The organism is Novosphingobium sp., assembly GCF_965229225.1.
Classification (GTDB): domain Bacteria; phylum Pseudomonadota; class Alphaproteobacteria; order Sphingomonadales; family Sphingomonadaceae; genus Novosphingobium.
In genome coordinates this window covers 4,273,412-4,285,904 of record NZ_OZ245867.1, presented here as the reverse complement: position 1 = coordinate 4,285,904, position 12,493 = coordinate 4,273,412, and the positions used below count along the sequence as shown (strand labels likewise).

General features: G+C 67.4%; 11 protein-coding genes and 1 pseudogene. 10 read left to right on the top strand and 2 right to left on the bottom strand.

Going from position 1 to position 12,493, the window contains the following annotated elements:
* Nucleotides 1–56 precede the first annotated feature (56 nt).
* The 7 genes from ACO06X_RS20090 to ACO06X_RS20060 all read left to right on the top strand — a co-directional run bounded on the left by ACO06X_RS20090 (nt 57) and on the right by ACO06X_RS20060 (nt 6,268).
* Complete coding sequence (locus ACO06X_RS20090) at nt 57–827, top strand: SIMPL domain-containing protein (RefSeq protein WP_421837890.1); 771 nt, start codon at nt 57–59, stop codon at nt 825–827.
* Between the two features lie 164 nt (nt 828–991).
* Nucleotides 992–1,636 carry a phosphoribosylanthranilate isomerase gene (locus tag ACO06X_RS20085; RefSeq protein WP_421837889.1) on the top strand — a complete coding sequence of 215 codons (645 nt, stop codon included), beginning with the start codon at nt 992–994 and terminating at the stop codon, nt 1,634–1,636.
* A 59-nt stretch (nt 1,637–1,695) separates the two neighbouring features.
* The gene (trpB, locus tag ACO06X_RS20080) at nt 1,696–2,910 is read left to right on the top strand and encodes a tryptophan synthase subunit beta (protein WP_421837888.1); all 1,215 of its coding nucleotides are present in this window, start codon (nt 1,696–1,698) and stop codon (nt 2,908–2,910) included.
* The gene (locus ACO06X_RS20075; RefSeq protein ID WP_421837887.1) at nt 2,907–3,218 is read left to right on the top strand and encodes a cupin domain-containing protein; all 312 of its coding nucleotides are present in this window, start codon (nt 2,907–2,909) and stop codon (nt 3,216–3,218) included. The genes trpB and ACO06X_RS20075 overlap by 4 nt, the downstream gene beginning before the upstream one ends.
* Nucleotides 3,215–4,015, top strand: coding sequence for a tryptophan synthase subunit alpha (gene trpA / locus ACO06X_RS20070; protein WP_421837886.1), 801 nt, complete (start codon nt 3,215–3,217; stop codon nt 4,013–4,015). The genes ACO06X_RS20075 and trpA overlap by 4 nt, the downstream gene beginning before the upstream one ends.
* Complete coding sequence (gene accD / locus ACO06X_RS20065; protein ID WP_421837885.1) at nt 4,012–4,860, top strand: acetyl-CoA carboxylase, carboxyltransferase subunit beta; 849 nt, start codon at nt 4,012–4,014, stop codon at nt 4,858–4,860. Before trpA ends, accD begins: the two co-directional genes overlap by 4 nt.
* 100 nt (nt 4,861–4,960) lie before the next feature.
* Nucleotides 4,961–6,268 carry a bifunctional folylpolyglutamate synthase/dihydrofolate synthase gene (locus ACO06X_RS20060; RefSeq protein ID WP_421837884.1) on the top strand — a complete coding sequence of 436 codons (1,308 nt, stop codon included), beginning with the start codon at nt 4,961–4,963 and terminating at the stop codon, nt 6,266–6,268.
* Between the two features lie 16 nt (nt 6,269–6,284).
* Here the strand turns inward: ACO06X_RS20060 and ACO06X_RS20055 are convergent, their stop codons facing one another.
* The gene (locus tag ACO06X_RS20055) at nt 6,285–7,991 is read right to left on the bottom strand and encodes an AmpG family muropeptide MFS transporter (protein ID WP_421837883.1); all 1,707 of its coding nucleotides are present in this window, start codon (nt 7,989–7,991) and stop codon (nt 6,285–6,287) included.
* 101 nt (nt 7,992–8,092) lie between these two features.
* Here ACO06X_RS20055 and ACO06X_RS20050 point away from each other — a divergent pair, with 101 nt between their 5' ends.
* From ACO06X_RS20050 to rsmD, 3 genes and pseudogenes are all read left to right on the top strand, one after another.
* Nucleotides 8,093–9,247 carry an aromatic ring-hydroxylating oxygenase subunit alpha gene (locus ACO06X_RS20050; protein WP_421837882.1) on the top strand — a complete coding sequence of 385 codons (1,155 nt, stop codon included), beginning with the start codon at nt 8,093–8,095 and terminating at the stop codon, nt 9,245–9,247.
* Nucleotides 9,248–9,278: 31 nt separating this feature from the next.
* A pseudogene (locus ACO06X_RS20045) lies at nt 9,279–10,190 on the top strand (pseudouridine synthase); the annotation flags it as partial.
* A 353-nt stretch (nt 10,191–10,543) separates the two neighbouring features.
* Entirely contained in the window at nt 10,544–11,095 is a 552-nt protein-coding gene (rsmD, locus tag ACO06X_RS20040; protein WP_421837881.1) for a 16S rRNA (guanine(966)-N(2))-methyltransferase RsmD, read from the top strand.
* Between the two features lie 91 nt (nt 11,096–11,186).
* Here rsmD and ACO06X_RS20035 read toward each other — a convergent pair whose 3' ends face one another.
* Nucleotides 11,187–12,452 (bottom strand): MFS transporter, encoded by a 1,266-nt coding sequence (locus ACO06X_RS20035; RefSeq protein WP_421837880.1) that lies wholly within the window; start codon nt 12,450–12,452, stop codon nt 11,187–11,189.
* Nucleotides 12,453–12,493 lie beyond the last annotated feature (41 nt).

Genomic DNA, 12,493 nt, shown 5'->3' with positions numbered 1-12,493 from the left:
CCCCGCGAAAGCCCCCTCGCCCCACATGGGCGGCACATTCTCAAGGGGACCAACCGATGACGACTACCTCCACCTCGCTCCTGATGGCCGCCGCACTTGCCGCTGGGTTCGCCGTTTCCGGGGCCGCCTCGCCCGCCATGGCGCAGGCCGTTTCACCCGCCCCCGTGGTTGCCCCCGGCAATGCCGTGCTCACGCTCAGCGCGGATGGCAAGTCGAGCCGCACGCCGGACCTCGCCGTCTTCAGCGCAGGCGTCACCACGCAGGCCAAGACCGCCGCCGCTGCGCTCTCCGAAAACGCCGACCGCATGAACGCGGTGATCATCGCGCTCAAGGCCTCAGGCATTGCCGAGCGCGACATCCAGACCAGCAACCTCTCGGTGAACCCGGTCTACGGCCAACCGCGCGCCGATGCGAACGGCAACGTTTCCGGCGATCCGGTGATCATCGGCTACCAGGCCAACAACCAGGTTGAGGTCAAGCAGCGCAAGATCGGCAATTACGGCAAGACCATCGACACGTTGGTGAACGCCGGGGCCAATCAGGTCAGCGGCCCTTCGTTCCAGCTCGACAACCCCGATGCCGCCAGCGACGAAGCCCGCCTTGAAGCGATGAAGAAGGCCCGCGCCCGCGCTGAGCTCTACGCCAAGGCGGCTGGCCTCACCGTCAAGCGCATCCTCACCATCAGCGAAAGCGGCGGCTATGCCCCGCAGCCGATGGTCATGTACGCCCGCGCCGATGCGATGATGGCCAAGGCCCCCAGCCCGGTTGCCGCTGGCGAAGTGCAGGTCGCCGCAAACGTGACGGTCACGTTCGAACTGGGGCAGTAAGGCAGAGGCCCCAACCCGACCCGAATTACCTAGCTCTCGTCATTGCGAGGAGCGCAGCGACGAAGCAATCCAGAACGGTCGCACACAACCACACTGGATTGCTTCGCTGCGCTCGCAATGACGAAGGTGGACAGGCCGTACCTTCACCCCCTATCCGCACCGTCATGCCCGCCCCTAAAATCAAGATCTGCGGCCTCACCACCCCCGCCGCCGTCGACGCCGCGCTTGCCGCGCGTGCGGACTACATCGGCCTTGTCTCCTTCCCGCGCTCGCCGCGTCACCTCGCGCCCGCCGATGCGGCCACGCTCGCCGCGCGGGCCAAAGGCCGCGCCAAGGTCGTCGGCCTCTTCGTCGATCCAGCCGACGCCCTGCTCGCCGAACTCGTTGCCGCCGCGAAGCTCGATGTGATCCAGCTCCACGGCGAGGAAGACCCCGCCCGCGTCGCCGCCGTGCGCGCGGCCTTCGGCATCCCCGTCTGGAAAGCCCTGCCCGTCGCAACCCGCGCCGACGTGACGCGCGCGCAAGCTTTCAACGGCGCCGCCGATCTCGTCCTCTTCGATGCCAAAGCCCCGAAGGGCGCCGCGATGCCCGGCGGCCTCGGCCTCGTGTTCGATTGGACGCTGCTTGCGGCACACAAGGGCCCGCTGCCCTGGGGCCTCGCCGGCGGTCTCTCCCCCGCCAACGTCGCTGAAGCCGTCCGCGCGACCAAGGCGCCTCTGGTCGACGTCTCCTCCGGCGTCGAATCCGCGCCGGGCGTGAAGGACGAAGCCCTCATCCGTGCCTTCTGCGAGGCCGCCCGCGCCGCTTGACCTTCCCTTTAGCCCCGCGAATCTGGACAAGCGCGCGCCCCTCTGCCAAGCGAAGCCGCATGAACGCGCCCATCCCCAACAGCTTCCGCACCCAGCCCGACGCTCAGGGCCATTTCGGCCAGTTCGGCGGCCGCTACGTCGCCGAAACGCTGATGCCGCTGATCCTCGATCTGGAAGCAGAGTACCGCAAGGCGAAGGCCGATCCCGCCTTCCATGCCGAGTTCGATGATCTCCTCGAACACTACGTCGGCCGCCCCAGCCCGCTTTATTTCGCGCCCCGGCTGACGGAAGAACTCGGCGGCGCGCAAGTCTGGTTCAAGCGCGACGAGCTCAACCACACCGGTGCGCACAAGATCAACAACTGCATCGGCCAGATCCTGCTCGCCATCCGCATGGGCAAGACGCGGATCATCGCCGAGACCGGCGCGGGCCAGCACGGCGTCGCCACCGCAACCGTCTGCGCGCGCTTTGGCCTGCCTTGCGTGATCTTCATGGGCGCGACCGACGTGGCCCGCCAGGCACCCAACGTGTTCCGCATGAAGCTCCTCGGCGCCGAAGTCGTCCCCGTCACCGCCGGGGCCGCGACGCTCAAGGACGCAATGAACGAGGCGCTGCGCGATTGGGTCGCCAACGTCCAAAACACCTTCTACATCATCGGCACCGCCGCTGGCCCGCACCCCTATCCGGAGCTCGTCCGCGATTTCCAGAGCGTGATCGGCAAGGAAGCGCGCGCCCAGATGCTCGCCCGCGTCGGCCGCCTCCCCGATCTCCTCGTCGCGGCCATCGGCGGCGGCAGCAATGCCATCGGCCTGTTCCACCCCTTCCTCGATGATCCCAGCGTCAAGATGATGGGCGTCGAAGCGGCAGGTCACGGGCTCGACCAGCTCCACGCCGCCAGCCTTGCCGGCGGCCGCCCCGGCGTGCTCCATGGCAACAAGACCTACCTGCTGCAGGACGAGGACGGCCAGATCCTCGAAGGCCACTCGATCTCGGCGGGCCTCGATTATCCCGGCATCGGCCCCGAGCACGCCTGGCTCAAGGAAACCGGCCGCGTCGAGTACACCTCGGTGACGGACACCGAAGCGCTCGACGGCTTCCAGCTGCTCTGCCGCACCGAAGGCATCATCCCCGCGCTGGAACCCGCCCACGCGATTGCGGCGGTCAAGAAGATCGCGCCGACCATGGACAAGGACGCGATCATCCTCGCCAACCTCTGCGGCCGCGGCGACAAGGACATCTTCTCGGTCGCGGAGCACCTGGGGGTGAAGCTGTGAAGCAATTCGCAGCTAAGGATTTTGTTGGCGAACGCGCATGGGCTAGCCAGTTGCTCAGCGATTTCGGCGACGTGACCGTGCGGCTGCACTGGACCGATCAGCCCTATCGCTGGCACCGCAATACCGGTCCGGAAGTCTTCGTCGTCCTCGACGGTGAGGTGGACATGCATTACCGAGACGCGGCGGGAGAACACATCATCCGGCTCGCCGCAGGTCAGGGCGTGAGCGTGGAATCCGGGGACGAGCATGTCGCGCGCCCTGTCGGTGCCGCGCGCATACTCGTGGTCGAACGCAAGGATTCCGAATGACACGCCTCGCCTCAGCCTTCTCAAAAGGCCACCCCGCCCTCGTCTGCTTCGTAACCGCTGGTGATCCGACACCAGCCGCCACGCCCGCGATCCTCGATGCGCTCGTCGCAGGCGGTGCCGACGTGATCGAGCTTGGCATGCCCTTCACCGATCCGATGGCCGATGGCCCGGCGATCCAGCGCGCAAACCTGCGCAGCCTCGCCGCCGGCACCAAGACCGCCGACATCCTGCAGATGGCCACCGATTTCCGCGCGCGCCACCCCGATGTGCCGCTGGTCCTCATGGGCTATGCCAACCCGATGATCACGCGCGGGCCGGAATGGTTCGCCGCCGAGGCCGCCAAGGCCGGGGTCGACGGCGTGATCTGCGTCGATATCCCGCCCGAGGAAGACAGCGAACTCGGCCCGAACCTGCGCGCCCACGGTATCTCGCCGATCCGCCTCGCCACCCCCACCACCGACGCCGCGCGGCTCCCCGCTGTGCTCGAAGGCTCCTCCGGCTTTCTCTATTACGTCTCGGTCGCGGGCATCACCGGCAAGCAGTCCGCCGCGCTCGCCTCGATCGAAGAGGCCGTGACCCGGATCAAGCAGACGGCAGAGATCCCCGTCGCCGTCGGCTTCGGCGTACGCACGCCCGAACAGGCCGGCCCCATTGCCCGCGTGGCGGACGGTGTGGTCGTCGGTTCGGCCCTGATCGACCTCATCGCCGAACATGGCGAAAACGCAGCCGGACCTGTACGCGATCTCGTTTCCGCGCTTGCCAATGCCGTCCACAATGCGCGAAAGGTTGATGCATGAGCTGGCTAACCCGCGTCCGCAATTCGCTGCCGTTCTCGCCCAAGCGCGACACGCCGGACAACCTCTGGATCAAGTGCCCTTCGTGCAGCGAAATGCTGTTCACCAAGGAGTACGAGGAAAACCTCTCGGTCTGCCCACGCTGCGATCACCACGGCCGCATCGGCGCCACCGAGCGCCTCACCCAGCTGCTCGACGCCGGGTTCGAGATCCTGCCCGCCCCCAAGGTGCGCGAGGATCCGCTCAAGTTCCGCGATACCAAGCGCTACACCGATCGCCTCAAGGCCGCCCGCGCCGCCAACCCGCTGCCCGATGCGCTGACCGCAGCGGTCGGCAAGATCGATGGCCACAAGGCCGTCGTCGGCGTGCAGGATTTCGGCTTCATGGGCGGCTCGATGGGCATGGCCGTGGGCGATGCCTTCATCGCCGCGACCGAAGCCGCGATTGCGGGCAAGTGCCCCTTCATCGCTGTAACGGCGGCAGGCGGCGCGCGCATGCAGGAAGGCATCCTCAGCCTCATGCAGATGCCGCGCACCACCGTGGCCATCAATCGCATGCGCGCCGCGGGCCTGCCCTATATCGTCGTCCTCACCGACCCAACGACCGGCGGCGTAACGGCCAGCTACGCCATGCTCGGCGATATCCAGATCGCCGAACCCGGCGCGCTTATCGGGTTTGCCGGCCAGCGCGTGATCCAGGACACGATCCGCGAAAAGCTCCCCGAAGGCTTCCAGCGCGCCGAATACCTCCACGCGCACGGCATGATCGACATGGTCGTCAGCCGCCACATGCTGAAGGCCACCCTTGCGCGCACCATCGGCTACCTGATGGCGGCGCAGGCGGCGTAGACCCCTCCACCACCCGCTAAAGCGGATCAAGAAAGGTCCTCCCCATTTTCACGAAGTGCAAATGGGGAGGTGGCAGCCCGAAGGGCTGACGGAGGGGTAATTGCGCGACTTCGCCATTTCTGAAAACCAGCGCGTGCAGGCGCAGCTCGACCGTCTCGGCGCACTGTCCCTGCCCCAGGGCCGCCTCGGCCTCGATACCGTCCGCGAAATCTGCGCCCGCCTCGGCAGTCCGCAGCGCCGCCTGCCGCCGGTGCTCCACGTCGCGGGAACCAACGGCAAAGGCTCGACCTGCGCCTACTTGCGCGCCATCCTCGAAGCGCAGGGCCTCGTGGTCCACACCGCCACCAAGCCCCACCTCGTGCGCTACAACGAACGCATCCGCATCGCCGGAAAACTCATCAGCGACGAAAGCCTCGCCGATCTCCTCGAACGCGTTCTCGATGCCGCCGAAGACCTTGGCCCCAGCTTCTTCGAAGTCACCACCGTCGCCACCTTCCTCGCCTTCGCCGAGACACCGGCAGACGCCTGCGTCATCGAAACCGGCCTCGGCGGCAGGCTGGACGCAACCAACGTCCTCGAAAACCCCGCCGTCTGCGGCATCGCCACCTTGGGCATCGACCACGAGTCCTTCCTGCTGGTGCCGGAGGAAGGCACCCCCGCAGAGCCCCTTGCCCGCATCGCTTTCGAAAAAGCCAGCATCGCCAAGCCCGGCGCACCCTTGGTGGTGCAAAGCTATGCCGCCAGCCCACTCGCCAGCGTCCTCGCCACCGCGCGCCAGATCGGGGCGCCCGTCCAACTACGCGGCCGCGACTGGTGGGCTCAAGTGGGCGAGGCGATCAATTACCGCGACGCGCATGGTACGCTCGAGCTGCCGCTTCCCACCCTCGCAGGTGCGCATCAGGCCGATAACGCCGCGCTCGCTATCGCCATGCTGCGCCACCAGAGCGTCGTACCGGTCACCCCCGAAGCCATGGCCCAAGGCATCCGCGCCGCCCGCTGGCCCGCCCGCCTCCAGCGCCTTGGCTCAGGACCGCTCACCGCGCTCGCCGGTCAGCGCACCGTCTGGCTAGACGGCGGGCACAATCCCGATGCAGGCCAGGCCATCGCCCGCCACTTCACGGACTCAGCGCCGCTCCACCTCGTGATGGGCATGCTCACCAGCAAAGACCCCAGCGCCATCCTTCGCCCGCTCGAAGGCCGCTTGGCTTCGGTCTCCATCATCCCCGCCCCCGGCCACGAAGCACACACGCCGGAGGATTTCGCGCCTTTCACTGCGCTTCCCGTGGCAAGTTTCGCCAATGTGGCCGAAGCCCTCGCCGCGCTGCCGCCTGAAGGCGACGTACTGATCGCGGGTTCGCTCTACCTCGCGGGCGATGTGCTGAAGCGCAACGACGAAGCGCCGGACTGAAAAAAGGGGACTGTCCCTATTTTTCCGGTTCGGGCGCCGCCTTCTCCCGCGCCACCCGCATCCATTCCGCGCACACGAACAGCACCGCCACCAGCCCCGCCGCCGCCGTCCAGCGGAACACCGTCGCATAGCCGTAGAGATCGAACGCCTCCCCCGCGATCCCGCGCCCCAATGAGCCGATCAGGAACGTCAGCGACGACATCAGCGCATATTGCACCGCCGTGTAGCGCTTCGAGACGATGCCCGAGAGATAGGCCACGAAGGCCGCCCCTGCGATGCCGGTCGAGATGTTCTCGAACGAAATCGCCAGCAGCAGCCGCACCATACGCGGATCGAAGCCGAACAGCGCGAACAGCCAATGCAGCCCCAGCGTCTGCCCCACTGCATCGATATGCACCGCGCCCTGGGCCAGATCGGCATAGACGAAATTGCCCAGCATCGGCAGGATCGCGCCGATCAGGATCGTCGGCATCCGCCCCAGCCGCAGGAACAGATAGCCGCCCAGGCTGATCCCCGCGATCGTCATGAAAATACCAAAGAGCTTGGAGGCGAAGGCCACCTCGTCCTTCGAATAGTGCAGGAAATCGAGGTAGAACGGGAAGGCGAAGCTCGACCACACGTTGTAGCACAACGTGTAGGTCAGGATCATGCCGATCACCACCAGCACCCCCCAGCCGAGCCGCGCCACCAGTTCGGCCAGCGGCGAAATCAGAGCAACATAGAGATGGTTCGCAGCCGTCCGCGCAGGGGACACGCTGCGGTCAGGTTCGGTCAGCACCGCGCGGCCATTCCGCTTCAGCACATTGGTGGTCGCGGCCACCAGCAGCGGCACGGCCACCGTCGCCAGCACGATCAGCGGGGCATATTCGCGCGTGAAATCGCCCACCGAAGGGTGCTTCTCGCCCGGCCCCAGCGGGCTCAGCATCGTCACCATGAAGCGGATGATCGTGCCGATGGCCCAGGCCCAGCTCGTGCCGACAATCAGCAGCGCCAGCCACCGCGCGCGTGGTTCCAGTTCACCCGGCTGCGCCAGTGCCTCGTGCAAGGTGCCCTGCTCCGGCCGCGGGGTATCGGGCGCGCGCAGGGTCACGATGCAGATCAGCCCGATCAGCCCCGCCATCAGGCAATAGACCAGCGGCCACGACATGCGCCCTGCCAGCACGAGCGCCAGCGCACCGCCGACAATCGAGGCAATCCGGTAGCCGAACTGGTAGATCGAAGAGAGCAGCTCGACCGGCGTATCCGCGTCCGCCACATCGATCCGCCAGGCATCCACCGCCACGTCCTGCGTCGCCGAAGCCAGCGCGGCGAGGAAGGCGAACAACGCAAAGGTGCCGATGGCATGCGCCGGATCGGTCGCGGCGAGGCCCGAAAAGCCCAACACCATCGTGATCTGGCACAGCAGGATCCAGCTCTTGCGCCGTCCCAACGCCTCCAGCCCCGGCAGCGCCATGCGGTCCACCAGCGGCGACCACAGGAACTTGAAGGAATAGGAAAGACCGATCCATGAAAGCACGCCGATGGTCGCCAGATCGATCTTCACCTCGCCCAGCCAGGCATTGAGCGTGCCGATCAGGAGCGCGTAAGGCAGGCCGGACGAAAACCCGAAGCCCAGCATCGTGGCGGATTTGCGCGTCGCCAGCGCGATCATCAGCAGCCGAAAGCCCTTGGGGCGCGGCGGCTTCTCCGCTTCTGCTGTTGTCGATGCCCCGGTCGAAGCCATGCGAAACCCTTGTCCCCGCTTTCAATTTACCCTGCATGCTAAGCGGCAAATTGCGCTATGCCTAGCGGCGGAGAGTGATGAAATCCGGGGAGAGCCGCGAAATGGCCACCACTGAACGAGCGAAGCGGCCCACCGATGGCCAGCTGGAACTGGCCCGCCTTGTCGCGGCAGGCGCGGGCCGCAAGGGCACGGCAATCAGCCACGTGCCCGCCAGAGTCTATACCGATCCCGCGCACTGGGCGCGTGAGAAAGCGGCGCTGTTTGATCGCTTCCCGCAAGTCCTCGCGCCATCTGCCCTGCTGCCCGAGCCGGGCATGGCCGTGCCCCACGATGCCACCGGCCGCCCGCTGCTCCTCACCCGCGATACCGCCGGCAAGCTCCATGTGTTCATGAACGTCTGCCGCCACCGCGGCACGCGGCTGGTCGAAGGCGGTGAGGTGCAATGCGCCAAGCGGCTCGTCTGCCCCTATCACGCCTGGACCTACGGCACCGATGGCAAGCTCCTCGCGCTCCCGCGCCCTGATACATTCCCCGGCCTCGACCAGCCCGCATTGGGCCTGATCGAACTGCCCAGCCTCGAAGCCGGCGGCCTGATCTGGTTCGCGCCCCAACAGACAGATTTCGCGCAGGCGACCGAGATCAGCGCCGATTTCGCCGCCGCAGACCTTGGCGCGCACCATCTCTACGCCCGCCGCACGCACCGGGTCGCCTCCAACTGGAAGCTGATCATGGACGCGTTCCTCGAAAGCTACCACGTGCAGCGCCTCCACGCCCGCACCATCGGCCCCTATTTCAAGGATGGCGTGACGGCGGGCGACGAGGTCGGCCCCCACATGCGCTCGCTGGTCGGCCGCATGACCGAACTCGAAGGCCTGGATCTGGCCGACTGGCCCGCGTTGCGCCGTGTCGCCACGTTTGCCTACCAGCTCTTCCCCGCCACCGTCATCGTGATCAGCCCGGACTACGTGAACCTGATGACGATCATGCCGCAGGCGCACGATCTCACCCTCGTCGAGGACTTCATGCTGATTGCCGAAGCCCCGGCCACCCCAAAGGCCGAGGATCACTGGCGTCGCAGCTGGGAACTGCTCGATGGGCAGGTCTTCGGCTCCGAAGACTTCCGCGCTGCCGAACTCGGCCAGCAGGGCCTCGCCACCGGCGCGGTGCCCCAGCTCACCCTCGGCACGCTCGAAGGCGGCATCCGCCGTTTCCACGAAATCTGCCAGCGCGAAATTGCTGCACACGAAGAAGGGTGACGAGCCGCACGCGCGGGCGTAAGGGCAAACGATGGCATTCCCCCCCAAAGACAGGAGCGGCCGACCGGGACGGCCCGCGGCTCCTACCGGTTCTGGTAAAGGCACCGGCTCACGCCGCAACCCGGCAGCCCCTGCCCCCTACAAGATCCCCAAGCCGCGCCTGCCCAAGGCCGCCGCCGTGCCGCAGACCCGGGCCCTTGCGGAAGATGGCACCCCGCGCGAAGGCGACCGGATCGCGAAGCTTCTCGCCCGCGCCGGCGTCGCCAGCCGCCGCGAGATAGAGCGCTATGTCGCCGAAGGCCGCATCGCGCTCGACGGCGAGGTGATCACCACCCCCGCCACGATCCTCAAGAACCTGCGCGGTGTAACGGTAGACGGCAATCCCGTCGCCGCGCCCGAACCGCCGCGCCTGTTCATGTTCCACAAGCCCTCGGGCCTGATCACTGCCGAGCGCGATCCCACCGGCCGCCCGACGATCTACACCGCGCTGCGCAATGCCCTGCCCGAAGGCGCTGGCCGCGTGATGCCGGTCGGCCGGCTCGACATCAACACCGAAGGGCTGCTCCTCCTCACCAACGACGGCGAATTGAAGCGCGCGATGGAACTGCCCGCCAACGCCGTGCCGCGCACCTACCGCGCGCGCACCTTCGGCGATGTCTCGCAGATCCAGCTCGACGATCTCATGCAGGGGATCGAGATCGAGGGCATTCACTACGGCCCGATCAACGCCAATCTCGAACGCAGCGCCGGCCGCAACAAGTGGATCGAGCTGACCCTCACCGAAGGCAAAAACCGCGAAGTCCGCCGCGTGCTCGAACATCTCGGCCTCGAAGTCTCGCGCCTGCTGCGCCTGCGCTACGGCCCGTTCGATCTCGGCGAACTGCCGCGCGGCGGCGCTGAGGAAGTGCCGCAGGTCGTGGTCGAGCGCTTCCGCAAGGGCCTCGCCGGCGATCACGCCACCCGCGTGCAGCAGGCCGTCCACGCCGGAAAGGCCTATGCGCCGCGCGCGCCGAAACCGGTTGAGGAAGCCGCCAAGCCTGCAAGGCCGGCTCGCCCGCTGCGCGAGCCCGAACGGCCTTCGCGCGCGCGCGCCGAACGTGTGCGGCCTTCCGCCGATGCTGGTCAGTTTGTCGCCAAGCCTTCCGCACCCAAGCAGCCCGCGAAAACCTATCCCAACCGGCCCTATGCCAAGGCTCCCGCCGAGGCGCCGTCACCCGGCCCCGATCAACGCGCGCCGAGCAGGACGCTGCGCAGTTCGCCCAGAAAGCCCGGCGGGCGGCCCGGAGCCAAGCGCTGATGCTGCGGATCATTGCCGGCACCTGGCGCGGCCGCAAACTCTCGGCCCCGGCGGGCGACACCACGCGGCCGACCGCGGACCGTACGCGCGAAACGCTGTTCTCGATGCTCACCAGCCGCCTCGGCAGCTTCGAGGAGCTCACGGTTGCGGACCTCTTCGCAGGCTCGGGCGCGCTCGGCCTAGAAGCGCTTTCGCGCGGCGCGGCCAAGGCCGTGTTCGTGGAGCAGGACGCCGCCGCGATCCGTGCGATGCGCGCCAATATCGCCGCACTTCACGCACAGGCACAGTGCGACGTGCGCGCCGCCTCGGTCCTCGCGCTCGGACCCGTGCCCGCCCCGCTCGATGTGGTGATGCTCGATCCGCCCTACGGCTCGGGCGCGGGCGCTGTGGCCATCGATCGCCTGCTGCGTCTCGGCTGGATCGGCCCCGGCACCTGGGTCAGCCTTGAAACCCACGCGGACGAACCCGCCGGCGTGCGCGCGCTGGAAATCGATGCAGAGCGCAAGGTCGGCAAGGCAAGGCTGACGCTGATGCGTTTGGCGCAGGGTTAAGGGGGGTTAGATGGGGACTGTCCCCTCCCCGCACAGGTGGTCCCCGCTCACCCCGGACCGCGACGCCTGAAAAAAGGGGACTGTCCCCATTTTAACCCGCACGCGGCGCCATCAGAACGCCCACCAGCGTCACCACCCCTGCCGCTGTCAGCACAAGTCCCGTCCAAACCACGCCGCCATTGGTCGCCAGCCATGCCGCGCCCAGCGGCGCCAGCGCTCCGCCGACGATCCCGCCCAGATTGAACGCCAACGAAATGCCCGTATAGCGCACATCCACCGGATAGAGCGAAGGCAGCCACGCGCCGATCGGGCCATAGCACAGCCCCATCACGAACAGCGTGGCCGAGAGCGTCAGAAACAGCACCGGCAGCGATCCCGCCGCAAGCCCGCTGCCAAAGCCAAGGCCCACCAGCCCGGTCAGCGCCGCGCCCACCGCCATCACCAGGCGCGGCGAGGCCGCATCGGACCACCAGCCCGAAACCACGATGCCGATCGCAAACACCACGTCCGCGCCCAGCTGGATCGCCAGCACCGTCTCGCGCGGGTAACCAAGCTTGGTCGTCGCGAATGAAAGCGCGAAGGTCGTCGCAAGATAGAACAGCGAAAAGCACGCGATCACGCCCATCGTGCCCGCCAGCACCGCGCCGGGATGGTCGGCCAGCAGCTTGCCCAGCGGCACGCGCGGCGGCGGCGCGGCTTCGAGCGAAGCCTTGAACGCGGGCGTCTCGCCGATACGCAGCCGGATCCACAGCCCCAGGATCACCAGCAGCGAACTCGCCAGAAAGGGCACGCGCCAACCCCAGCTGAGGAAGTCCGATTCGGACAGGAAGAGCCCCAGCAGCAGGAACAGCCCATTGGCAAACAGGAACCCCAGCGGCGCCCCGAGCGGCGCGGCAATGCCGAACCGCGCCTCCATGCCCTTTGGCGCATTCTCGACCGCGAGCAGCGATGCTCCGCCCCATTCACCGCCAAGGCCGAACCCCTGGCCAAAGCGCAAAAGGCACAGCAGCGCCGGCGCCAACCAGCCCGCCACCGCATAACCGGGCAGGAAGGCCACCAGAAAGGTGGAAACGCCCATCAGCAGCAGCGAGACGACCAGCGTCGACTTGCGCCCGATCCGGTCGCCGAAATGGCCGAACGCCACCGCGCCCACCGGACGGGCAAAGAATGCGATCCCGAAGGTCATCAGCGCCAGCAGTGTCTGCGCGGCCTGGCTCTCGGCGGGGAAGAACAGCGGCCCGATTACCAGCGCAGCGGCGGTGCCGAAGATGTAGAAATCGTAGAACTCGACCGCCGTGCCGACGAGGCTGGCCATAAGCACACGCGCGTGGACCACGAACGGATTTGCAGTGTTCATATATCCCCTACCCCGGCTTCATGGGTGCCATGCCCGCTCGC

Excerpts from the sequence above, each read along its gene's own strand:
- ACO06X_RS20090 (WP_421837890.1), top strand. The coding sequence starts at position 57 with ATGACGACTACCTCCACCTCGCTCCTGATGGCCGCCGCACTTGCCGCT.
- ACO06X_RS20085 (WP_421837889.1), top strand. The coding sequence starts at position 992 with ATGCCCGCCCCTAAAATCAAGATCTGCGGCCTCACCACCCCCGCCGCC.
- trpB (WP_421837888.1), top strand. The coding sequence starts at position 1,696 with ATGAACGCGCCCATCCCCAACAGCTTCCGCACCCAGCCCGACGCTCAG.
- trpA (WP_421837886.1), top strand. The coding sequence starts at position 3,215 with ATGACACGCCTCGCCTCAGCCTTCTCAAAAGGCCACCCCGCCCTCGTC.
- accD (WP_421837885.1), top strand. The coding sequence starts at position 4,012 with ATGAGCTGGCTAACCCGCGTCCGCAATTCGCTGCCGTTCTCGCCCAAG.
- ACO06X_RS20055 (WP_421837883.1), bottom strand. The coding sequence starts at position 7,991 with ATGGCTTCGACCGGGGCATCGACAACAGCAGAAGCGGAGAAGCCGCCG.
- ACO06X_RS20050 (WP_421837882.1), top strand. The coding sequence starts at position 8,093 with ATGGCCACCACTGAACGAGCGAAGCGGCCCACCGATGGCCAGCTGGAA.
- rsmD (WP_421837881.1), top strand. The coding sequence starts at position 10,544 with ATGCTGCGGATCATTGCCGGCACCTGGCGCGGCCGCAAACTCTCGGCC.
- ACO06X_RS20035 (WP_421837880.1), bottom strand. The coding sequence starts at position 12,452 with ATGAACACTGCAAATCCGTTCGTGGTCCACGCGCGTGTGCTTATGGCC.